The sequence below is a fragment of the Rhodococcus sp. HM1 genome (assembly GCF_023218075.1).
In the GTDB taxonomy this organism is placed as follows: Bacteria; Actinomycetota; Actinomycetes; order Mycobacteriales; family Mycobacteriaceae; genus Rhodococcus.
On the sequence record NZ_JALPTB010000007.1, the window covers coordinates 85,105 to 107,286 of the forward strand.

Annotated in this window: 22 protein-coding genes and 1 pseudogene; 3 read left to right on the plus strand and 20 right to left on the minus strand. The window is 66.7% G+C overall.

Annotation, left to right across the window (positions count from 1 at the left end; genetic code table 11):
- Positions 1-37: 37 nt before the first annotated feature.
- The gene (locus M1M07_RS06265; protein WP_248673587.1) at positions 38-709 is read left to right on the plus strand and encodes a GntR family transcriptional regulator; all 672 of its coding nucleotides are present in this window, start codon (positions 38-40) and stop codon (positions 707-709) included.
- Positions 710-751: 42 nt separating this feature from the next.
- Here M1M07_RS06265 and M1M07_RS06270 read toward each other — a convergent pair whose 3' ends face one another.
- The 17 genes from M1M07_RS06270 to M1M07_RS06350 form a co-directional block, all read right to left on the minus strand.
- Positions 752-1,459, minus strand: coding sequence for an SDR family oxidoreductase (locus M1M07_RS06270; protein WP_248673588.1), 708 nt, complete (start codon positions 1,457-1,459; stop codon positions 752-754).
- The gene (locus tag M1M07_RS06275) at positions 1,456-2,094 is read right to left on the minus strand and encodes a TetR/AcrR family transcriptional regulator (RefSeq protein ID WP_197253392.1); all 639 of its coding nucleotides are present in this window, start codon (positions 2,092-2,094) and stop codon (positions 1,456-1,458) included. The genes M1M07_RS06270 and M1M07_RS06275 overlap by 4 nt, the downstream gene beginning before the upstream one ends.
- A gap of 39 nt (positions 2,095-2,133) precedes the next feature.
- Positions 2,134-3,588: a carboxylesterase family protein gene (locus tag M1M07_RS06280; protein ID WP_248673589.1), complete on the minus strand. Its 1,455-nt coding sequence runs from the start codon at positions 3,586-3,588 to the stop codon at positions 2,134-2,136.
- Positions 3,585-5,552 carry an NAD(P)/FAD-dependent oxidoreductase gene (locus M1M07_RS06285; protein ID WP_248673590.1) on the minus strand — a complete coding sequence of 656 codons (1,968 nt, stop codon included), beginning with the start codon at positions 5,550-5,552 and terminating at the stop codon, positions 3,585-3,587. The genes M1M07_RS06280 and M1M07_RS06285 overlap by 4 nt, the downstream gene beginning before the upstream one ends.
- Positions 5,549-7,192 (minus strand): FAD-dependent monooxygenase, encoded by a 1,644-nt coding sequence (locus M1M07_RS06290; protein WP_248673616.1) that lies wholly within the window; start codon positions 7,190-7,192, stop codon positions 5,549-5,551. The genes M1M07_RS06285 and M1M07_RS06290 overlap by 4 nt, the downstream gene beginning before the upstream one ends.
- 5 nt (positions 7,193-7,197) lie before the next feature.
- Positions 7,198-8,025: an ABC transporter ATP-binding protein gene (locus tag M1M07_RS06295; protein ID WP_197253398.1), complete on the minus strand. Its 828-nt coding sequence runs from the start codon at positions 8,023-8,025 to the stop codon at positions 7,198-7,200.
- Positions 8,018-8,788: an ABC transporter permease gene (locus tag M1M07_RS06300; protein WP_197253400.1), complete on the minus strand. Its 771-nt coding sequence runs from the start codon at positions 8,786-8,788 to the stop codon at positions 8,018-8,020. Before M1M07_RS06300 ends, M1M07_RS06295 begins: the two co-directional genes overlap by 8 nt.
- Entirely contained in the window at positions 8,785-9,639 is an 855-nt protein-coding gene (locus tag M1M07_RS06305) for an ABC transporter permease (RefSeq protein WP_248673591.1), read from the minus strand. The genes M1M07_RS06300 and M1M07_RS06305 overlap by 4 nt, the downstream gene beginning before the upstream one ends.
- 67 nt (positions 9,640-9,706) lie before the next feature.
- Positions 9,707-10,678 carry an ABC transporter substrate-binding protein gene (locus M1M07_RS06310; protein WP_197253403.1) on the minus strand — a complete coding sequence of 324 codons (972 nt, stop codon included), beginning with the start codon at positions 10,676-10,678 and terminating at the stop codon, positions 9,707-9,709.
- 133 nt (positions 10,679-10,811) lie between these two features.
- On the minus strand, positions 10,812-12,452 hold the full coding sequence (locus tag M1M07_RS06315) for a bifunctional 3-(3-hydroxy-phenyl)propionate/3-hydroxycinnamic acid hydroxylase (RefSeq protein WP_248673592.1): 1,641 nt from the start codon (positions 12,450-12,452) through the stop codon (positions 10,812-10,814).
- A complete protein-coding gene (locus M1M07_RS06320) occupies positions 12,449-13,183 on the minus strand; it encodes an aldolase/citrate lyase family protein (protein ID WP_248673593.1) in 735 nt (244 codons plus the stop codon). The genes M1M07_RS06315 and M1M07_RS06320 overlap by 4 nt, the downstream gene beginning before the upstream one ends.
- Entirely contained in the window at positions 13,180-13,662 is a 483-nt protein-coding gene (locus M1M07_RS06325) for a nuclear transport factor 2 family protein (RefSeq protein WP_248673594.1), read from the minus strand. The genes M1M07_RS06320 and M1M07_RS06325 overlap by 4 nt, the downstream gene beginning before the upstream one ends.
- A 4-nt stretch (positions 13,663-13,666) precedes the next feature.
- The gene (locus M1M07_RS06330; RefSeq protein WP_197253409.1) at positions 13,667-14,461 is read right to left on the minus strand and encodes a 2-keto-4-pentenoate hydratase; all 795 of its coding nucleotides are present in this window, start codon (positions 14,459-14,461) and stop codon (positions 13,667-13,669) included.
- 3 nt (positions 14,462-14,464) lie between these two features.
- Positions 14,465-15,340 (minus strand): alpha/beta fold hydrolase, encoded by an 876-nt coding sequence (locus M1M07_RS06335; RefSeq protein WP_197253412.1) that lies wholly within the window; start codon positions 15,338-15,340, stop codon positions 14,465-14,467.
- A gap of 4 nt (positions 15,341-15,344) precedes the next feature.
- A complete protein-coding gene (locus M1M07_RS06340; protein ID WP_197253414.1) occupies positions 15,345-16,280 on the minus strand; it encodes a 3-carboxyethylcatechol 2,3-dioxygenase in 936 nt (311 codons plus the stop codon).
- 249 nt (positions 16,281-16,529) lie between these two features.
- Positions 16,530-17,474, minus strand: coding sequence for a 3-carboxyethylcatechol 2,3-dioxygenase (locus M1M07_RS06345; RefSeq protein WP_197253416.1), 945 nt, complete (start codon positions 17,472-17,474; stop codon positions 16,530-16,532).
- Positions 17,475-17,477: 3 nt separating this feature from the next.
- On the minus strand, positions 17,478-18,314 hold the full coding sequence (locus tag M1M07_RS06350) for a fumarylacetoacetate hydrolase family protein (protein ID WP_197253418.1): 837 nt from the start codon (positions 18,312-18,314) through the stop codon (positions 17,478-17,480).
- Between the two features lie 125 nt (positions 18,315-18,439).
- On the opposite strand from M1M07_RS06350, the gene M1M07_RS06355 reads away from it, so the two are divergent.
- Positions 18,440-19,084 (plus strand): MBL fold metallo-hydrolase, encoded by a 645-nt coding sequence (locus tag M1M07_RS06355; RefSeq protein WP_248673595.1) that lies wholly within the window; start codon positions 18,440-18,442, stop codon positions 19,082-19,084.
- Here the strand turns inward: M1M07_RS06355 and M1M07_RS06360 are convergent.
- Positions 19,081-19,557, minus strand: a pseudogene (locus M1M07_RS06360) (NAD(P)-dependent oxidoreductase); the annotation flags it as partial. The gene M1M07_RS06355 and the pseudogene M1M07_RS06360 sit on opposite strands and share 4 nt — an antisense overlap.
- Between M1M07_RS06360 and M1M07_RS32685 the strand changes: the two are divergent.
- Positions 19,540-19,674 carry a hypothetical protein gene (locus tag M1M07_RS32685; RefSeq protein WP_282581846.1) on the plus strand — a complete coding sequence of 45 codons (135 nt, stop codon included), beginning with the start codon at positions 19,540-19,542 and terminating at the stop codon, positions 19,672-19,674. The pseudogene M1M07_RS06360 and the gene M1M07_RS32685 overlap by 18 nt on opposite strands.
- Here the strand turns inward: M1M07_RS32685 and M1M07_RS06365 are convergent.
- Together M1M07_RS06365 and M1M07_RS06370 are read right to left on the minus strand one after the other, a co-directional pair.
- The gene (locus M1M07_RS06365; RefSeq protein ID WP_248673597.1) at positions 19,671-21,314 is read right to left on the minus strand and encodes an FAD-binding dehydrogenase; all 1,644 of its coding nucleotides are present in this window, start codon (positions 21,312-21,314) and stop codon (positions 19,671-19,673) included. The two genes, M1M07_RS32685 and M1M07_RS06365, sit on opposite strands and share 4 nt — an antisense overlap.
- Positions 21,315-21,366: 52 nt before the next feature.
- On the minus strand, positions 21,367-22,068 hold the full coding sequence (locus M1M07_RS06370) for a DUF2334 domain-containing protein (protein WP_197253420.1): 702 nt from the start codon (positions 22,066-22,068) through the stop codon (positions 21,367-21,369).
- Positions 22,069-22,182 lie beyond the last annotated feature (114 nt).

The window sequence follows — 22,182 nt, forward strand, 5'->3', positions numbered from 1 at the left end:
TGATAATATTTTCTGATCGTTTCGGTATATTGTTCTCATGGCGCGTACAGACAAATGGGCTTCTCTCAGCACGCAAACACGGGAGGCTCTGCGCTCGGACCTCCTGAGCGGGAGGTGGGAACCCGGAAAGAGGCTGCAGGTCGGCGAGCTCTCCAAACTGTACGGCGCCAGTACTACCGTCATGCGCGAGGCTCTGACCAGGCTCGCCGGCGAGCAGCTCGTCTCCTTCGTTCCCAATCGCGGCTTCTTCGTCGCCCAGTTGACGCTGGACGAACTCCAGGATCTCACCGAACTGCGCTGCCGGATCGAGGGGTTCGGCGTCGCTCTCGCCATCGAGCGCGGGAGCCTGGCCTGGGAATCGGAGTTGATCGGCGCCCACCACAGGCTGGAGCGGACACCTCGCCGCAGGGCCGACGACCCTCACCACATCAGCCCCGAGTGGCTCGAAGCCCACCAGGACTTCCATGCAAAGATCTTGGAACCCTGCCGTATCTCGGCACTCATCGACCTTGCGGCAACCCTCGCCGACGCCACCGTTCTCTACCGCCAGTGGACGGCACCCTCACAGGCTGCAGAATCACGCGATATCGAAGCAGAGCACCGGGAGATCCTCGAGTCCGTACTTGCTCGGGACGCAGTAACCGCCGAGAAGCTGCTGCGCGAGCACTACGAGCTCACCACGAGGATCATCACGCAGTCGCTCGGCTGAGCCCGCGAGAGCAGCCGCCGGACACAGCCGCCCGGACGGACCTCAGACGCTGCGGGTGACCCCGCCGTCGACGCGAATGTTCTGTCCGGTGATGTAGCTCGCTTCCTCGCCGGCAAGGAAGCGCACGGCACGAGCGATCTCCTGCGTGCTGGCGGCCCTGCGCAGCGGGATGCGCTGGGTCCACTCGGGGGCGACCGCGGAGGGGTCGGCGACGGTCCACCCCGGTAGGACGTTGTTCATGCGGATACCCGAGGGGCCGTACTCGTCGGAGTAGAGCTTGGTGAACGAAGCGAGCCCGGCCCGGAATGTCGCAGAAACCGGGTACCGAGGGTTCGGTTCGAACGGCGAACTGGTGGAGATGTTCACGATGCTGCCGCCCCCGGCCTCCAGGAAATGGGGGGTCACCACACGCGCCATCCGGACGACATTGAGCAGGTAGCCCTCCATACCGTCCTGCCAGTCGCTGTCCGTCAAATCGAGCACACCACCGGTGGCACCGTGCCCGGAATTGTTGACCACCGTGTCGATCCGGCCGAACTCCGACAAGGCCAGGTCGACGACGGCCCGAAGATCTTCCTCGGAGCGGTTCGTCCCGTCCAGCCCCACACCGCCGAGTTCCTCGGCGAGTTTGCGCCCACGTCCGGACGGCGACAGGATCGCCACCCGATATCCGTGTTCGTGCAACTCCGTGGCGACGGCAGCACCGATGCCGGAACCACCTCCGACCACAACGGCTGTCTTCTGCGTCATGAATTCCGTTCCTTGCTCAGTTGTTCGGCACGGCGCGCGATGAGCGCCTCGACTGCGGTTGCCGACAGGTCCGCGAATTCGGCGAAGTCGATGTCGTCTCCTGCGCACGCGGCGATATAGAAGCCGTCGGTCAGAGCACGGCCGAGCACGACCATCTTTCGGCCGAACTCCGGATCCTCGGCAAGTACCTCCGCCGGGATCAGCGGTTCGACCCGCCGCACCATGTGCTCGAACATCTCCTTGCGGACTTCGAGGTACTTCTTGCGCGCCAGATTGTCCTCGAGGCGGCGATCCAGCGCGAACATCAGGGCGAGGATCCAGAAAGCCTCGGCCTTGTTCTCCGGATCCGCCGAACCACCCGCCGACCCGGCGATGCTACGGCGCAGCAGGTCCCGGTTCGTCGGACCTGTATGGTCCTTCTTCCAGATTTCGAAACAGAACTCGATGAGTTCCGCAAACAACTTCTCTTTGTTCTCGAAATGGTAGTAAATGGATCCGTTCGGCAGTCCGGAAAGCCTGGCCACCTCGGACATCGTGGTGCCCTCGTAGCCCGCCGTCACGGCCAGGGACAACGCCGCATCGAGGATCGCCCGCTCGTTTTCCGGGGTCGACTGATGAACTCGACGCCTCGCCATCTCAACTCCTTTCACCGCGACGCGACCACAAAGTGATCCCTATCGCTTTCTACCAGTGCGGCCGACCGAACCTTCGGTCACCGCTGTGACAGTGAGGTCGCCGGGAGCGACCACACGAGCACCGTCCCCCTCGACAGCGAGGAGTCGTGGGCTCTCCGGTCGCCACACCGGAGCAGTCCCGGAACCGTCACGCACGAACGGGACGATCGCGTCCCGGAACGCCGCCCGCACACACTCGAACGTGTCCCGATCGACACCTTCCATCATCGGCGCACCGCGCCAAGCGTGGCGGTCGCCGAAGACGAACGGGAGCGTGAAGCAGTGCGGCGACAACGCCCGTTCCAGGGAGCTGCGAACATCGAGGCGCATCAGTCTCGTTGGGACTGCGGCACTTCGGGCGAGGTCGTACGCCACCGATCGGAACTGCCACAGTGTCGTGGCGAGCACCATCTGCTCGTATCCCGACTCCCGCTCGGCCGTGTGGTCGAGCACCGCCTCCGGAGCGCTGAACGAGCGCGCCACGAAGTCCTCCAGCTTCTCTCGAGAGAAGGACTCGGCAGGTTGTGTTCTGAGGAAGGCCGCGGTCTCCTCGGCGGTGGTGACCACCAGTAGCGCCGAGGTGTGCAGCCGAGCGGCACTCAGCTTCGGCTCCCCCAACCATCCGGGCATCCGCGGCCCGGCGGCCGGGGCGAAGGCGAATCCCGCACCGCGGTAGTTCAGCGCAGTGGTGCGCTGCGCGGCCAGGATCGACTCGACCGGAGCGGTGGCGAACCGTTCCGGTGCCAGTGCATCCTCGAATGCCGCGCGCCGCGCCTCGTGGTCGCACTCGGACAACGGGGCCAGGCGCGGCATGCTGAGTAACAGCGTGCGGGCGAACATTCCTCCGGTCTGCGGCAGGACACTCAGCGCATGCGCGTACCACGCGCCGGCGGAGTCCCCGGCAATGGTGATGTTGGCCGGATCGCCGCCGAACGCGGCGATGTTGTCCCGTACCCAACGCGCTGCCACCTCGAGATCCCGTAGCGGCTGCGCCGAGGCATCGGCGTCGCCCGAGCCACCGAGGTGGCCGAGCGCGCCGATCCTGTAGCCGACCGTGACGAGCACAATCCGTCCGCTGCGGACTAGGTCGTGCGCGTCGTACCAGCGCGACTCGCCGGAACCCGTTGTGAATCCACCACCGTGAACGAACAACAGCACCGGAAGCCCGGCCGAGTCGGCAGGTGCCTGGATCCTCAGAGAGAAGGAATCCTCGTGCTGGGGCAGTTCACCGAGTGCCTGCCCGAGGATCCCGTCGAGCATCCCGCCGATCTGGGGAAAGGCGGTAGGCGGCGACTGCGCGGTGGTCGGCGGTCCCAGCGCGGAACCACGGTCGGCTCGATCGAGCCGCGCGCCGTACCGCACACCCCGGGCGTCGACGACCCCTTCGACGACTTCGGCACGGACGACACCGGTGTCGACCGCGAACTCTCCCGTATCCGCACTCACGGAGGTCATGGCAGAAAGTCGTAGTCGTCCGGGTTCACGTGCTCGGTGATCTTCCAGTATTCGGCGTTGGTGTAGGGCCACACCTGTGAGACCCGGCCGACGCTGTTCTGGTACCAACTGCGCACGTAGGGCTGACCCCACGCCATCAGACGGTTCTCCCGGTCGACCCACTCCACGAAGCGATCCAGGGCCTCGGGGGTGACGTCGAGAGCCTTGACGCCCCGGTCGAGGACCTCACGGATCGCCTCGAGCGAGTACTCCCCGGCGCGCTCGAGCATGAAGTGCAGGCTGCCGGCGACGACACCACCGATGTTCGGCCCGTACAGCATGAAGAAGTTCGGGTAGCCCGGCACAGTGATGCCGTTGTACGCGCGGGCGTCGCCCTTCCAGAATTCGTGGATCTCCACCCCGCCTCGACCGATCACCTCGACACCGTCGAGGTAGTCCGACGGCTTGAATCCGGTGGCGTAGACGATGAGGTCGACCTCGTGGTGCGTCCCGTCGGCGGTACGGATTCCGGTCTCGGTCAACTCCACGATGGCGTGCGTCGACACCGTAGTGCTTTCGGCCATCAGCGCTTTCGCCCACACGCCGTTGTCGCGCAGCATCCGCTTCGCACCGGGCGGGTAGGACGGGACGGCGATCTCCAACAGGTCCGGTCGTCCCTCGAACTGCTCCGTCAGCCGCGCGATCAGTTCGTCGCGCACCTTCCGGTTCGTGGCGGAGACACTCAACGGCGCACCGGGCCAGTCCTTTTCGGCGCGGACGGTGTGGAATCGTCCGGGGATTCCCTGCGTGATGACCCACAACCGGTACCACTGACCGTAGTAGGGGACCTTGCGCACCAGCCAGGCGAACGCCTCGGAATGGTTGTCGTGGTAGGTCGGGGCGGGCAGCATCCACGGGGCACTGCGCTGGAAGACGGTGAGCGAAGCCACCTCTTCGTAGATGGCAGGCACGATCTGATAGGCACTGGCACCGGTACCGATGACCGCGACCCGCTTGCCACGCCAGTCGTAGGAGTCGTCCCACTCCTGCGAGTGCATGGTGACTCCGCGGAAGCGTTCGGCTCCCGGGAAGTCGGGGATGTTCGGGATGTCGAGCTGCCCGACCGCGCTGACGATCGCCTGGAACGTGCGGGTGCGTTCGACGCCCTGCGCGTCCCGAGTCACCACGATCCACGCGCCGGCCTCGTCGTCCCAGCGTGAACTCACCAGTCGGGTGCCGAACTCGATCAGGTCGATGAGTCCGGCGCGCTCGGCGACCGTGTTCAGATAGTCGTCGATCTCCCCACCCTCGGCGAACTGGTGGGGCCAGTCGACCCGCTGCGCGAACGAGTAGGAATACCCGAAAGTCGGTGTGTCCAGGCGCACTCCAGGGTAGTGGTTCTTCTGCCAGGTACCACCCAGCCGATCGGCGGCGTCGATCATCGTGAAGGGCACACCGGCCTGACGGTAACGGTGCCCGGCGGCGATACCCGAGACACCCGCACCGACGATGAGCACCTCGAAGCGGCGCCCCTCGGCGACGTCCTCGAAGCGCCAGTCGGGAGCGGCACTCTTGTCCTCGGCCAGATCGAGTTCGTGCTTGAGCGAGTCGGACCAGTCGGCGTTGCCGCCGGTGAGGTAGCCCAGGACGTCGGTGACCGCGGTGTCGGAAAGCATGCCGACGCTGGTGATCCGTTCGTCGCGAAGGCGGCGCAGCCCTGCGAGCGCGAGCTCGCGGGCCTTGTGCTGCTGGGCTTCCGACATCCCCCCGTGCGGGTGCCCGATCGTGTCGACGGGCGTCAGCGGCGGGCGCAGGTCCTCGGTGAGGACAGCGGTGTCACCCGTGGCCGCGGCGATGGCCACCAGCAGCGAGGGAAGATCGGCCTTGTCGGCGATCTCCTGCAGGAAGTCGTCGGATTCGGTGATCGGCTCGTACTCGTCGCGCCAGAACAGGTCGTCGTAGCGGTCGATACCTGAAGTGCTCATCTGTTCTCTTTCCTCCGGGAGCGGTCGACGCTGCGCGAGAGGTCGACGTAGGTCCGTAGTGCGGCGACGACCCGTGCCTCGTCGGCAGCGGTGAACACAGCCGCGACGTAGCGGTCCGGGCGAACGACGACGGCATGGGGCACCCCGAGCGGGCGGGCCGGGTCGACGAACGCGCCGGTGAGGTCGGTCAGATCGGAGGGCCCTGTCTCCTGCGGGCCACGATGGTGGCCGCGTGGGAGAAGACGCACCCGTGGGACGCCGTTCCAGAACGGATCGCGCGCAACCTGCCCGGCACCTGTGGTGCCGAGTTCGAGGATCGCCCATCCGGTTCCGAGATGCGCGTCGAGGGGCGAGGTGGTGCCCTCGGCGGTCTCGACCGTCGGCTGGCTCATGGCCTTGCCGACGGCTTCTGCGAAGCGGGAGTCCACTTCACGTGCCGGTTCGACGGCGACGCCCTTGGAGTAGTCCGGCGGGGTGATGAACCGCATGGAGGACAGATAGGCGTGGACCGGCGGGAACAGTCGCGCCACGGAGAAGACGACGTCGCGGGCGGCGGCTGCGACGCCGCGGGCCATGACGATCGAGCCGGTGATGTGCGAGATGCGCACCATCTTCTTGGCATGGGTACGACGTTCGGACTCGTAGCTGTCGAGCAGACGGTCGGTGCCCACACCGTCGAGTGCCGCCCGCAGCTTCCAGGCCAGGTTCGACGCGTCGCGAAGACCGGCATTGAGTCCCTGGCCGGAGAACGGGGGCATGAGATGGCCGGCGTCACCGACGAGGAATGCGCGTCCGGCCCGGTAGGTCTTGGCGAGCCGGCGGTGGGCGACGTAGACGACTGCGCGGCGGATGTCCTCCGGGGTCACCTGTGGGTGGAACGGAAGGACCAGTTCGCGGATCTTGTCCGGGCGGGTGATCTCCTCGGCGTCGTCGCCGGGAAGCATCATGAATTCCAGACGCAGTCGTCCCTTGATGCCGGGGACGTAGACGTACGGCCGGGCGCCGTTGCCGTGGAACTCGGCGTAGGGCTCTTTCTCGCGGGTCGTGTTCAGCAGGTCGACGACCACCCAGCGTTCTTCCTGGGTCGATCCGACCAGGGGCACACCGAGGGCATCGCGGGTGAAGCTTCGGCCACCGTCCGCGCCGGCCAGCCACGATCCGACGACGGTCGAGGTGACGCCGTCCTCGGAGCGGGTGGTCACCGTGACGGTCGTGCCGTCCTGGGTGATCGCGACCGCGCGCTGGCCCGTTCGGAAGTCGATGTCGGGATGTTCGACCGCCCTGTCCCACAGCAGCTGTTCGAGGACGGGTTGATCGAACTGCGACTTCGCGGGGTGTCCGGTACGGGAGGGAACGGGCTTGGACTGGGCGAGCAAGCGGTCGCCGAGACCGAAATAGCGTGCCCCGGTGTCCAGATAGGACTCCGCCTTGAGGTCGTCCGCCAAGCCCAGACGCTCGAGGATGCGGAATGACTCGTCGGCGATGCTGATGGCGCGGGGCAGGTCCCCGGGGGCGGTCATCGGTTCGATCACCGAGACCCGGGCACCTTCGTCGGCGAGAAGCAGGGCGAGGGTGAGCCCCACGGGACCTCCGCCGACGACGACAACGTCTGCATCGATGTTGTTCTGCTGCATGTTCATCGCGGTCACAACACCGCAGCCTGTCGCGAGGTGACCATTCCGGTCTTGTTGGTCTTGGCGATCTGCACCTGCTCGTAGACATGGGCGCGCAGTTCGCTGAAGCGGGTGAGCGAGCGTGTGCCGAGCTGGTCCCGCTCGTCCGGCAGGTCGATCTTCACGTCGTCCTGGATCACCGTGGGCGAGCTCGACAACACCAGGACCCGCTCACCGAGGTAGACGGACTCCTCGATGTCGTGGGTGACGAAGAGGATGGTCATGTTGTGCCGCTTCCACACCGAGCGGACGAGGTCCTCGAGGTCGGCCCGGGTCTGCGCATCGACCGCGGCGAACGGTTCGTCCATGAGCAGGACGCTCGGGTGCGTGGCGACCGCGCGGGCGATGGCGACGCGCTGTTGCATGCCCCCGGACAACTGCCAGGGGTAGCTGTTGCGAGCCTGCTCGAGGCCGACCGAGTGCAAAGCTTCGTCGACACGCGCGCGACGCTCCGCCTTGGACAGCTTGGCGATCTTGAGCGGCAGTTCGATGTTGGCGGCCACCGTCATCCAGGGATAGAGGCTGCGACCGTACTCCTGGAACACCACGGCCATACCCCTGGCCGGCCCGTTGACGGGCCTGCCGTCGAGCACGACCGCACCCGAGGTCGGCGCCATGAGACCGGCGATGCACTTGAGCAGTGTGGTCTTGCCGCTTCCCGACGGGCCGACGAGGCAGGCGAATTCACCCTGGTGCAGGTCGAAGGTGAGGGACTTGACCGCTTCGAACTCTTTGCCGTCCCGGCTGTATACCTTCTTGACCTTGTCGACGCGGAGTCGAACGTCTTGGTGATCAGTCATTCGCACTTTCCTTCAATCCTTCGTACCAGCCGAGGACTCGGCCCTGGACGATCTGGAACAACACGGACAGCGCCACGCCGAGCAGCCCGAGCAGCACGATGCCGCTCCACATCTCGGGGATGTCGATCCGATTCTGGAAGTTGATGATGGCGTAGCCGATTCCTTCTGTGGCCGCGAACATCTCGGAGACGACCATCAGGACGAGGCCGACCGCGAGGCTCTGGCGGATGCCGGCGAAGATCTGCGGTGACGCGGCCGGGAGTACGAGATACCGCATCCGGTCGATGCCGGTGAGTCCGTAGACCCGGCCGGTGTCGCTCTGAACCTCGTCGATGGAGGCGACGCCCTTGATGGTGTTGAGGAGGATGGGCCACAGACATCCGAGGACGATGACGGTGACCTTCATGGCGTCGTTGATGCCGATCAGCAGGAGCAGGACCGGGATCATGATCGTCGACGGGACCGCGCGGAGGAACTCGAGCAGCGGACTGAGCAGCCATCGCACCCAGTCGATCGAACCGATGGCGATACCGAGACCGACGCCGAGGACGATGGACAGCGCCAGGCCGACCAGCAGACGCGCGATACTGGGGAGAGCGTCCTGCGTGAATCCGTCGCCGAGCCACACGGTGCGGAACGCGGTGACGAGTTGGTCCGGGTCGGGAACGTAGAAGCTGCCACCACCCTGCGTGGCCGCCCACCACGCTGCGATCAGCACGATCGGCAGGCCGACGAAATATCCGAGACTCTTCAGTGTTTTCACGACTTCACACCTCCACGCACCGAGGCGTGCCAGAAGAGAACCTTGCGTTCGATCGTTCCCATCAGCCAGTTGACGAGCATGCCGAGCACGCCGCTGGTGACGATGAGGGCGAACATCGCCGGCGCGTCGTCGTTGATCTGTGCGAGTGCGACGTCCTGGCCGAGACCCGGGGTGCCGATGATCAGCTCGACGCCGACGGACAGGATCAGCGCGACCGTGGCGGCCAGGCGTATGCCGGTCATGAGGAAGGGAAGCAGGGTCGGGAAGAGCAGGTAGCGGACCCTCTGCCAGAAGTTCATCTGCAGGGTCAGGGCGGTGTCCGTGGCGACCTTGTCGACGTCGGCCACGCCGTAGAGCACCTGGACCAGCACGATCCAGAAGCAGGCGTAGACGACGATCAGAAGCTCGGCGCTGAGGGCAGGTCCGTACAGGAGCGCGGCCAGCGGGATGAGCGCGACCGCGGGGATGGGCCGAAGGAACTCGATGGTCGAGTGGGTCGCCCGCCTGAGGAACGTACTGGAGCCGATGATCACGCCGACCACGATGGCGGCGACGCTGGAGACCACCAGACCGATCAGCCAGGCACGCAGTGTGTAGCCGACCGAGGTCCAGAAATCGGGATCGGACAGGTTCTCGACGAATTCCGCGAACACCACCGTCGGGGGTGGCAGATAGTGCGAACCGACCGGTCCGATGGCAGAGAACACCTGCCAGATCAGGAGAAAGCCCAGACTGCCGGCCACGCCGAGGAGAAGCGGCTTGTACGGGGCGACTGCACTGGGTGTTCGGGAACTGTCCCGTTGCGGCGGAACCGCCACGGGCTTCTCCAGTTCTCGCTGTGCCACGCTCATGGCAGGCAACCTTTCGAGTGTTGCGGAGGCATGGGGTGGGTCGGGCCTCGCGGCCCGACCCACGCGGTCAGTGGTTCCAGACGACGTTCTCGCCGGGCTCCTTGTTCATGACGTTGTACTTCACCAGCAGGGTGCTGAACTGGTCGATCGCGTCGGCGTCCAACTTCGCATCCCACTGGATGAACTCGGTCTTCGCAGCGACCTCGGGGGCGGTGCCGATCACCTTCGGCAACAGGGCGCGGACGTCGTCCTGATGTGCTTCGGCGTAGGTGAGAGTTTCGTCGAGGGCTTCCGTAAACCGTTCGACCAGATCGGGTTTGGTGTCGATGAGCTTCCTGCCGGCCACCATGACCAGCTCGGCGCCATCGAGGCCCGCCGCCGGGATGAAGTCGCTGACGACGGCGCCACCGTTGTTCAGGATCTGCCCGATGAACGGCGGTCCGGCCATTCCGGCATCGATCTGCCCGCTCTCGAGCTGCGCGGCGACCTGGTCGAACCCGAGCTGGACGAAGGTGATCGACTCGGGATCGCCGCCGTCCTTCGCGACCGCTTCCTTGATGCCGATCTCGCCGATGCTCCCGAGGGCATTGATCGCGACCCGCTTACCTTCGAGGTCCTTCGCCGACTTGATATCCGAGCCCGAGCCGACGAGCACGGCGACGGAGTCACCCAGGGTGCCGGGGCGGTTCTTGGCGTAGCCGGACACGATCGGCACGTCGAGGCCCTTGCTGCTCGCGACCAGCGGCGTGGTCGGGCTGGCCAGGATGAAGTCGAGGCTCCCGGAATTCACGGCCGGCAACTGCGCAGCACTCGACTGGCCCATGACGAGTTCGATCTCGATTCCCTGCTCGGCGAAAAAGCCCTGGTCGATGCCGATCTGGAAGGCACCCACCGCCGACGAGGGGAAAAGCCCCACCTTCACGATGTCGAGACCGCTGTCCGATTTCGATGCGGCGCCGTCGTTCGATCCGTTGGAGCACGCGGTCAACGCAAGTGCCAACGCCGCGCTTCCGGCGAGCACAGACAAGGTCCGCTTCATGAATTCCTTCTTCCCTGAATCCGGCTGTTCCGGAATCCGACTGTTCCGGGCGATCTTGATGGGTCGTGCAGATGTGACGCCCGCAACATCGACTATGTCACAGATTTAATATTGGTCAAGCTTTATTGCATTTTCACTGAGGAATGCATTCTGCTGGCCGCAGTCGGGCAGCGGAAAACACCGACTCCAAGGTCGAGTCGAGATCCTGAGCGAGACATTCGGCCGCGATGACATGGTCCGGTCGCACAACCACCGCCGAGAACGGCCGCTGATGGAACCAGGACTTGAGCACGCCCGACGGATCGCCCACTACGTGCACACCGTCCCCCGCGTTCTCCATTGCCCACGGAAGCTGGGAGGCAGGTACCAGATGCACCAGGCGTGCGCCGAGCGACTCCAGTCGCTCCAGGTTCTCCTTGTCGACGAGCTGCCGTGGATCGTTGTTCCACACGAAGATTCGCCAGCCGGACCCCGTCACATCGTCGAGCAGCCGATCGGTCGCGGCCGTCGTGCACACCCGCGGCTGCGGGAACAACGTACCGACAGCCGACTTGAAGTCCTCCGCAACGGGTACCGACTTCAACCGGGGCACCCGCGCCGGCACCACGACGCCGCGCTCGTAGCGCGGCATGGGCTTGAAGCCCTGCCCGGAGACATACGCCTTCAGTCGCGGCAACCGGTCGACGACCACTGCTGCGGCATCACGTGCCGCAGAACGCAGTTTGCTGCGGTTGGTGACCAGGTTGGCCATGCCGACCGACAGGTCGACCATTGCCTTCACATGGTCGCGACGCTCTTCCGCGTAGGTGTCGAGCAACGCATCGTCGGCTTGCCCCTTCACCACCGCAGCCAGCTTCCAACCGAGATTCATCGCGTCACGAATGCACGAATTCCATCCCTGCCCGGCGACCACCGGCATGACGTGGGCGGCATCGCCGGCCAGGAGGATCGGTCCTTCCCGGAACCGGGACGCCAACCGCGCGTGATGGGTGTAGACACGTCGACGGATGATGTTCAGCCGCTTCGGGTCGGGCACGTGATCGGCGAGGAGACCGTAGATGAACTCGTCCGATTCGACGAGCTCCTCCCCCTCGTCGTCGAGCATCATGAACTCCCAGCGCCGAATCCCGTGCGGGAGGCTCAAAGTGGCGTAGCCACGCGTAGGGTCACCGCCGAACACCGCGTGCGGCGTGCCGATCGGGTCGTCGGCGACGTCGATCACGAGACCGCGTTGCTTGCGGGTCTCGCCTTCGAACTCGATGCCGAGACGGGTCCGGGTGAAGGACCGGCCGCCCTCGCACCCGATGACGTAGCGCGCCGTGATCTGCGAGGTCACCTCCCCCGACTTGACGGTGACCGTCGCTTCGTCGTCGGTGTAGGTGAGGTCGATCGCTTCGGTCCCGAGCCGGACGTCGACCGTCTCGAAACGCTCCAAGCCCGCCAACAGGACCTGGTCCACCAGCGGCTGAACGAAGCCGTTGCGCCGCGGCCATCCGAATTCACGTGTCGTGGGGTTGATCTCGGCGATGACCTTCATCTCGCCGTTGACGATCCGGACCTGCTGGTCGGGGACCGTGTGCGGCAGCACCTTGTCCACGAGGCCGATCGACTGCATGACCCGCAGGGCCTCGTCGTCGATACCGACCGCCCGCGGATAGTCGATGAGCTCGTCGAGTGCCTCGATCAGCACCGTGCGCACACCGTGCTGGCCGAGCAGGTTCGCGAGCGTGAGACCGGTGGGGCCCGCGCCGATGATCAGGACGTCCGTGTTCACGATTCACTCCTCAGGGATGCGATGTTCTGGCGTGCCTGGGCCCCGACCATGACAAGGTCGATCCCGAGCCCCACGTAATCGATCAGCTCGGCACGAGCCAGAGCGGCTGCGTAAGTGGGGGAACCGGCGTAGATTCCACAGGTTCGTCCGTATGCTCGTGCGACCTTTGCGATCTCGACGATCGCGTCGTACACCGGACCGTCCGCCCAGTCGGCCCCGCCTCCGAGACCGAAGGACACGGCCAGATCCGCCGGTCCGATGTAGACGGACCCGACACCGTCCACCGAAAGGATCTCCTCGGCGGCGTCGAGGCCACGGCGCGTCTCGATCTGCACGATGCACTCGACCGCGTCGTTCCCGGCCTCGGTGTAGCTGCTGCCGGAATACAGCTGGGGGCGGCTGGGCCCCAGGCTGCGGCGACCCAGCGGCGGATACTTGGTCGCCGCCACGAGTGCTCTTGCCTCATCGGCACTTTCGACGGTCGGAGCGATGATGCCGCGCGCGCCGCTGTCCATCAGGCGACCGATCGGACCGGAGTCGATGCTCGCCACGCGCACGTACCGGTATCGGACGTCGCGCGGGATCGCCCGAAGCATCGTGCAGGCGGTCTCCAACCCGACTTCACCGTGCTGCAGATCGATGACAACCCCGTCGTACCCGTTGAACAAGCCGCTTTCGACGATGCTCAACGACGGCGTGGCGACGTGGAGGAGGGCGGGGATGCTCGTCACTTGTCGGCCTCGGCCAGCCGACGAGCGTGCGCCGCTGCGTTCTCGCCGCCGAAGACCGGAACGATCTCCCGGCGGCGAATGCGCCATTCCCCGTCCACCTGGACGTACTCCTCGCGGAACTCGCCGACGCTGGCGGGGCGCAGCGGATCGTCCTGCGTGCTGCGGAACGTCGTGTAGTAGGTCGTGCCCGTGAGGACTCCGTCCTTCCAGGCGAGTCGGGTGCCGCCCGAGAAGTGGCGGACCGTTCCCGCGTCCTGGGTGACCCGGCGTTCCCCCCACGCCTTGATGGCGTCGCGGCCGTTCATGGTGCCGAGCGGCCCGACCGAGACCGCATCCTCGGCATACAGGGTGTAGAGCCGGTCGGCGTGACCGTGGTCGAGCAGCCAATGATGCTCCGCCACCAATTGTTCGATGGCGACGCGAATCTCGGTGGTGACGGCGGGTGTCGACCCGGAAGTGTTCTCGGTGTTCTCGGTCATCGGTTCATGCCTTCGAATCGAGGGTTGCGCGCACGCAACCCAGTCCGGTGATGGTGGCGGTGCATTCGACGTCGGCCGGCCAGGGCTCGATGTATCCGATCGAACCCGAGAGCAGGATCTCGCCGGCCCGCAACGGATGCCCGATCCGCAGTGCCGTCTCGGCGAGCCATTGCACCGCCTTGATCGGGTGGCCGAGCACGTTGCTTCCGATGCCCCGGGTGATCTCGTCACCGGTCGCGGTGGTGATCGACATCTCGACACCGGTGAGATCGACCTCGCCGTAGGCGTGTCGTTCCTCGCCGAGGACGACCCCGTCGCACCCTGCGTTGTCGGCAATGGTGTCGACGATCTTCCCGACATTGCCGGCAAAGCGGAAATCGACGAGTTCGAATGCGGGAGTGATGTATTCGATCGCGTCCTCGATCGCATCGGGGTCGGCAACGAGGATGTCCTTCGCCAGGACGAAGGCGACCTCGGCCTCGATGCGCAGGAAGTTGTGCGCGGACGCGGGGATCACGACGCCCGAGGAGTGGACCATGTCGTCGTGGATGATGCCGTAGTCGGGTTCGAAGACCCCGACCCGCTTCTGCACGAGCGGGTTCGTCAGACCGACCTTACGGCCGACACGACGCACACCGAGTTCGGCCTCCCGCCGGGCCGCGACGAGCTCGGAGATGCTGTACGCCGCATCGAGATCACGCTCGGGCAGCCGCGGACTGACGAAGTCCATGGTGGTGACGTCGCGGCGGGCGCGATAGAGCTCGTCGGCGATCTGTTCGATGACGCTGGTCTCTGTCATGGTTCAGCCTTTTCGTGCGAGGAAGTCGAGGACGGTGGCGTTGAAGGTTTCGGGGTCCTCCCACTGCGGCCAGTGCGCCGCATTCTCGATGAGCAGGAACTGGCCGTCCGGAATCGACTCGGCGAGTTCCTTTCCCACCTCGGGTCCGCCGCTGGGCTCGTGGTCGGTCCATACCAGCAATGCAGGTACGGGGATCGCCGCGAAGTCCTCGTCGGTGACCCGGTTGCGGTAGCGGGTCTCCGGCTGACGCAGCACCGCGATGTGGTGCATGGCGTCGCCGAAGCCGTCGCGGGAGTACACCGCCTGCCGGATGTGGACCAGTTCGTCGGTGATCTTGCCGGGGTCGTGGATGACGACCTGCAGCCGCTTCTTGACGTTGTCGTAGGTCGGTTCGGTGACGGCCTGGCGGCTGACCGACTGGGCACGGTCGACCCGCTCGGCGGTCGTGACGCGACCGCCCGGGGCACTGAGGATCACCGTCCGCACCCGATCGGGGTGGTGGCCGGCGAACTTGATCGCGATCCAGCCGCCGAGGGACTCGCCGCACAGGTGCGCGCGGTCCAGGCCGAGCACGTCGAGCAGGGCGAGCAGGTGTTCCTCGTATTCGGGGATCTCGAGGTCGTGGTCGGTCAGGGTGGTGAAGCCGTGACCGGGATAGTCGTATCCCACCACCCGGTACTTCGAGGCCAGAGCACGGATGTTCTGGGTGAAGGCCTCGATGTGGCCGGTGGTTCCGTTGAGCAGGACCACGGTCTGCTCGTCGGGTCCGCCGGGGCCGTCGACGGTGAGTACGCGGGTGCGCCAGCCGTTCACCTCGAGATATTCGAGGCGGTGCGGCAGGTCGGCGACGGCTTCCCAGAAGGTCTTGAACTCGTACATGTCCTCACGCTCCGATCGCGGCCTGGATACCGAAGCCGGCGCCCCAGGTCTCCACGGCCCAGTAGTGGTCGACGGTGAGCCGGTAGGGGCCGGCGGTGGACAGGGCGGCGTACGCCGCGATCCAGCTGCGCATCTCGTGGGCCGCGCTGCCCCCTTCGGCGACGAACCGGTCGTTGTCCCAACCGTCGACGGCGGACAGCTCACCGGAGCGGAAGGTGTTCAGCACCAGCGCGTCCCAGGCTTCGTTGAGCGGTGCGCTCGAGGCCTTGCCGTCGGCGATGGCCTGGATACCCTTCACGATCGCCTGTTCGCGGGCGGCGCGCTCCTCCCGACTGGGGGCGTACTCGACGAGGCGCCGGCGCACCGGTTCCGGGGCGTCGTCCCAGCGCGGGACGGGCGGGTTGTGCGAGATGCCGCCGGAGGCCACCAGCAGAACTCGCTTGTCGAGCTGCTGCGCCGCCCGGCCCACGGCCTCCCCGAACAACCGGACACGCTGCATCGGCGTGAGCGGGAATCCGAGAGCGTTGACGAAGATCGGAACGATGGGCCGGCTCAAGGGGTGGCCGTAGATGAATTCGAGCGGTTGCAGGATGCCGTGGTCCACCGTCATCCGCTCGGACCGGCCGATGTCGATTCCCTGTTCGAGGACCAGTGCGTGCAGGGTTCGGGCGATGTCCCCGTCGACGGGCACCGGGCCTGCTGTGGTGCCGTAGTCACCGACACCGACGGCCTCGGCTCCGATCGCCCAGGGGGTAATCAGCGAGTACAGCTGACCGTTGAAGTGATCGGGGCCCAGTGCGACGACCACCTCGGGGTCGAAGCTCTCGACGAAGGAGCGCACTTCACCGATTGCGGCCTCGATTTCCGCCATCGTCGTGCCTCCCGGGTCGACATTGCCGAATGACGGCGCATGGGACAGGGCGGCGACTGCCAAAGGCATGACAGGAGTTCCTTTCATAGGGCACCCGCACGTGGGCAGGATCGAGGACGGGAAAAAAGACTCTAGTCTCTAGAGTCGTCACTCTAGAGACTAGAGTCACATGACCGCAACCACACTTCGCCCCAATTAGTGACTCCGGCTATTCGCCGGGCGCGATGGGCATGAAGAGAGCCACCCCGGTATGGACAGATCTGCCCGTACCGGGGTGGCTGGAGAGGCAACACATTGTGCCGCCCAGAAGATCGGAGCTCAGGAACCGACCGGATCGGTCAGCATGATGCCGAAACCGGCACCCCATTCGTGGACCGGCCAGTACCAGCGGCCTGCGACCGTCGGGGTGTCGACGGCGTTGACCGCCGCGAAGGCGGCGACCCACGCACGGATCTCGTGCGCCGATCCCCCACCCTCACGCGCCATCCAGTCGGTGGCCCATCCGTCGACCGCGTCGAGACGACCCTCGGCGAAGGTGTCCATGACGAGCCGGTCGAACTCCTCGTTGAGGGGCTGCTGACCGGTGCCGGTGCGCACGTGCTCGCGCGCGGCCTCGATGACCCGGCGCTGCCGTTCCTCCCGCTGCTCGGGGGTGTAGTGACGACCGTCGATCAGACGCTCACGCAGCTGCTCCGGCGCCCCCTCGAGCTTCGGGACCGGCGGATCGTGCGACAGACCTCCGGATCCGACGATCAGCACCCGCTTGTTCCAGCGGGCGGCCTCGCGGCCGATCGCCTCACCGAACCTGCGCACGCGGCGCATCGGCACCAGCGGCAGACCGACCGCGTTGACGAACACCGGCACGATGGGACGCTCGTAGTCCACGCCGTAGAGCATCTCGAGCGTCTGCGTCATGCCGTGGTCGACATACAGCCGCTCGGACTGGGCGACGTCGATCTCCTCGTCGAACACCGCCTGCACGAGCCGGGCGGCATGCTCCCGGTCGACCGGCAACGCGCGTTGCTGCGTGCTCCAGTCCCCGACGCCGATGGCCTCGGAGCCGATGCAGAACGGCGGCATCATGTCGTAGAAGACACCGTTGAAATGATCGGGTCCGAAGACGATCGTGATCTCGGGATCGAAGTCCTCGATCGCCTTCCGAATCTCGTCCGTCGCCGCATCGATCTCACCCAGCACGCCACCGGCGGGCTCGATCTCGCCGATGAGCGGCGAGTGCGACATCGTGCAGACCGCGATGGCCATCGGCTACTGCTCCGCGACGATCTCGTTGCGCAGGACCCCGAGGCCGGTGATCTCGACCTCGACCACATCGCCGGGATTCAGCAGCGCCGGCGGGTCCATGAACAGGCCCACACCACCCGGGGTTCCGGTGACGATGATGTCGCCGGGCGCGAGCGGGGTGAAGGTCGAGATGTGCTCGATCAACCGGTCGATCGGGCAGCGCATGTCCGCAATCGTGGCCTTCTGGCGCTGCTCACCGTTGACCCGCGTCTCGAGGGTGCATTCCTGAATGTCCTCGATGTCGGCGGCCGGCACGAAGTACGGGCCCATCGCGCCGGTGCGCGGGAAGTTCTTCCCCGGGATCCACTGCGTCGTGGCGCGCTGCCAGTCACGCACGGTGAAATCGTTGTAGATGCTGTAGCCCGCGATCACCGACTGCGCCTCGGCAGCGGGAACCTTGAAGGCCGGAGCGCCGATGACCACGGCGAGCTCACCCTCGTAGTCGAACTGGGTGCCCACCGCCGGGATCTCGACCGGGACCAGGTGACCGGTCTGGGAGTCGGCAAACCGCGTGAACAGGGTCGGGGCACCGACCTCGGCCTTACCGGTCTCCTCCAGATGCGACCGGTAGTTGACGCCCACGCAGATGATCTTGGCGGGGTTCGGCACGGCCGGCAGGAAGGAAACCTCGGACTCCTCGGCAACGGGCTCGAGGCCGTCGACCAGCGAATCGCGCAGCAGACCCGCGGCTATGGCGTCGCGCAGGGAAGCGGCCACGTCGGCGCCGTTCACGCCCAGGTCGTAGACCTGCCCGTCGACCACGGCACCCCAACTCTGACGACCCTCAACCTCGAAACTCACGTACTTCACAATCACATCTCCTCTGAAGAATGTATTTTCACCACAATAGTACGTCAGTAGTTAAGCAAAATATAGTCGATCGCGGAAGGTGCCGGGCGGCGAGCAGGTGGGAGATACTTGCGCCCATGCGACTGACCCACTTCGGACACTCCTGCCTGCTCGTCGAACACCGCGGCGCGAAGATCCTGTTCGACCCGGGCACCTTCTCGCACGGCTTCGAGGGCATCACCGGGCTCGACGCGATCCTGGTCACGCACCAGCATCCCGACCACGCCGACGCCGCGCGCCTGCCCGCCCTGCTCGACGCGAACCCCGACGCGAAGCTGTTCTCGGATCCGCAGTCCGCGGACCTGCTCGAGGGTGGCTGGACCGCGGTGCGTCCGGGCGACACGTTCGAGATCGGCGAGGTGACCGTCCGCGGCACGGGCGGCCGGCACGCCGTCATCCATCCGGATCTGCCGGTCATCGACAACACCGCGTTCCTGCTCGGCGACGACGAGAACCCGTCCCGGCTGCTGCATCCCGGTGACTCGCTGTACATCCCGCACGAGCGCGTCGACGTCCTCGCACTCCCGTCCGCGGCGCCGTGGCTGAAGATCTGGGAGGCAGTCGATTACCTGCGCGCGGTGAATCCGCGGGTCGCCGTCCCGATCCACCAGGCCATCATCGCCGAGCAGGCCAACGGCATCTTCTACGGTCGCTACAGCGAAATGGCGCCGGAGGGAACGGAATTCCGCGTCCTGCCGCACGAATCCGACATCGAGGTCTAGGACACCGCGACCGTGGCGCGCCGGTAGGTGCCGTTTCCCGCCGCGTCCGCGAGGACGTTCCCCACGTCGCGGCGGGAAACATGCCACCTCGAGATCGCGCCGTCGACCGCGGCCGTGGCGGTGCCGTCGGCGGGTTCGTCGGTGAGGTTCACCGGCTGTACGACGGTCCAGTCGAGACCGCTGTCCCGCACGAGACCGTCCTGGACCTCGGTGTCGGCGATCCGGGGTCCGAGCAGGAGCTTGAACATCAGGCTGTACCGCAGGGGCAGCCTGCCCCGCGTCTCCCCCACGCCGTACGACGTCTGCACCACGAGCCGGGGCACACCGTGGCGGCGCATCGCGTCGATCACGTTGCGCGTTCCCCGCGAGCGCACGTCGAGAGGGGTGTGGGCCGGTCCGCGTGCCCGGACTCGCAGCGGGTTCTCGCTGATACCGAGCGTGACGACGACCGCGTCGTGGCCCTGCACGGCAGCGTCGACGTCCTCGGGTCGCGTCGCATCACCGCGTCGGACGGATTCGCGCGGGCGTTCAAGCGGGTCACGGGCGTCTCACCCGGATCGATGCGACGCCCGGCTGCTGCGGAAACCTAGCGGGCCGCGGCTCGACCCGCGGCGCGCCCGGAGAAGATGCAGCCGCCGAGGAACGTACCTTCCAGCGAGCGGTAGCCGTGCACGCCACCGCCGCCGAACCCGGCGACCTCCCCGGCGGCGAACAGGCCGTCGAACACGCTGCCGTCGGATCGCAGGACCCGCGACGACAGGTCGGTTTCGAGACCGCCGAGGGTCTTGCGGGTGAGCAGATGCAGCTTCACCGCGATGAGCGGTCCGGCCTTCGGGTCGAGAATGCGGTGCGGCGCCGCGATCCGCGCGATCTTGTCGGGCAGGTAGGCGCGTGCCGCGCGCATCGCCGCGACCTGCAGGTCCTTGGTGTACTTGTTGGCGATCTCGCGGTCGCGAGCCTCGACCACCGACCGCACCGTCGCGTAGTCGAGCGGGGCTTCGGGTGCCAGTTCGTTCATGCCGGCGACGAGGTCTGCGAGGTTGTCTCGCACCACGAAGTCGACGCCGCGCTGCTTGAACGCTTCGACCGGTCCGGGCGCGCCGGATCGGACGCGCTGCAGCAGCAGTTTGATGTTGCGACCGGTCAGGTCCGGGTTCTGTTCGGATCCGGACAGGCCGAATTCCTTCTCGATGATCTTCTGGTCGAGCACGAACCAGGTGTGGTCGTGGCCGGTGGTGACGATGTGCTCGAGGGTGCCGAGCGTGTCGAATCCGGGGAACAGCGGCACCGGCAGGCGCTTGCCGGTGGCGTCGAGCCACAGCGACGACGGGCCGGGCAGGATGCGGATGCCGTGGTTCGGCCACACCGGGTCGTAGTTGGTGATGCCTTCGGTGTAGTGCCACATGCGATCTCGGTTGACGATGTTCCCGCCGGCCTTCTCGGTGATCTCGAGCATGCGGCCGTCGACGTGGGCGGGCACGCCGCTGAGCATGTGCTTCGGCGGGATACCGAGCCGCGTCGGCCAGTTCTTCTTGACCAGGTCGTAGTTGCCGCCGATGCCGCCGGACGTGACGATCACGGCGCCCGCGCCGAACTCGAAGTCGCCGACGGCGGTGCGGGACGACTTCACACCGCGCGCCGCGTCGGTCGGTTCGAGGACGGTGCCGCGCACGCCGGTGACCGCACCGTCGGTGACGACCAGTTCGTCGACCTGATGGCGGTACTTCAAAGTGACGAGGCCGCGGTCGGCGGCGGCGAGCACCTTGCGGGCGAAGATCTCGACGAGCCCGGGGCCGGTCCCCCACGTGATGTGGAATCGGGGCACCGAGTTGCCGTGGCCGCCGGCGTCGTAGCCGCCGCGTTCGGCCCAGTTGACCATCGGGAAGATCTTCAACCCGCGCTGCGCGAGCCACGCGTGCTTCTCCCCCGCGGCGAACTCGACGTACGCCTGCGCCCAGCGGCGCGGCCAGCGGTCCTCGACCTCGCGGTCGAAGCCGGCTGTGCCCATCCAGTCCTGCAGCGCGAGGTCGTAGGAGTCCTTGATACCCATGCGACGTTGTTCGGGACTGTCGACGAAGAAGAGCCCACCGAACGACCAGAAGGCTTGTCCACCAAGGTTGTTCGCGTTCTCCTGATCCACCAGGATCACCTTGCGCCCGGCGTCGATCAGCTCCCCGGTCGCCACCAGCCCGGCGAGACCCGCCCCCACCACGATCACGTCTGCGTCCATGTCCGCAGACACTACCGGCCGGTCCCGGTACGACGGGAGAGGTCGAACGGCATCACGCGACGTGGCCGAGAGCCCGCGGCTGCCAGCGGTACACGGTCGGCTGCGCGTCGTGGTGCAGCGCGATGTCGACGGCGTCGACGATGGCCTGCCGCGGTCCGGGTTTGCTCAGTTGCGGCCCGGAGATCGCCAGGCGCAGCAGTCCGCCGCGCCGCGCGACCCGCGCGGCGCCGATGACCATGGCGCGGCACCACCACGGTTCGGCGCGCGCCCCGTCGCCGATCCCGAACACGCGCGCCTGCTCCACGGTGCCCCGGTCGAGGTCGTGCACGCCGGTGGCGTCGGCCAGGAGGCGGAACCCGGTCTGCGGCAGTGCGGCGACCGCCCCGGCCGAGGCGACCCAGCGGGGCGGGGCGAACAGCCGGGTGCGCAGTCCCGTTGCCTCGAGCACGCGATCGGCGGCGAGCAGCCGCAGCCGCGCCTCGTGCTCGCGCAGCGCCGAGAATTCGGCGCGGCGGCGTTTCGTCGCGGCCTGGTCGTAGCCGTGCAGCACGATCGCGTCGCCGTCTTCCCGGCGTTCGAGGAGCCATTCCTGGGTCGCCGGGTCGCGCACCAGCCGGTAGTGGTCCTTCAGCCGCGGCGCCACGAGCAGCGACAGCGGCACTCCGCGCGCATCCATCTCGCGGGCGAACCTGTCGACCGCTTCGCGGGTGACATCCCGGATTCCCGACACCGACACGATCAGTTCCGTGCTCACGACCATCACGATGCCCGGCGCGGATGAACGGAGATCGTCCTCCGGTTGAAACCTGCGCGACGAGAGCAGCGCGGTGGGCACACTGGGATCGGATCCGTTGCCGACCGGAGCGAG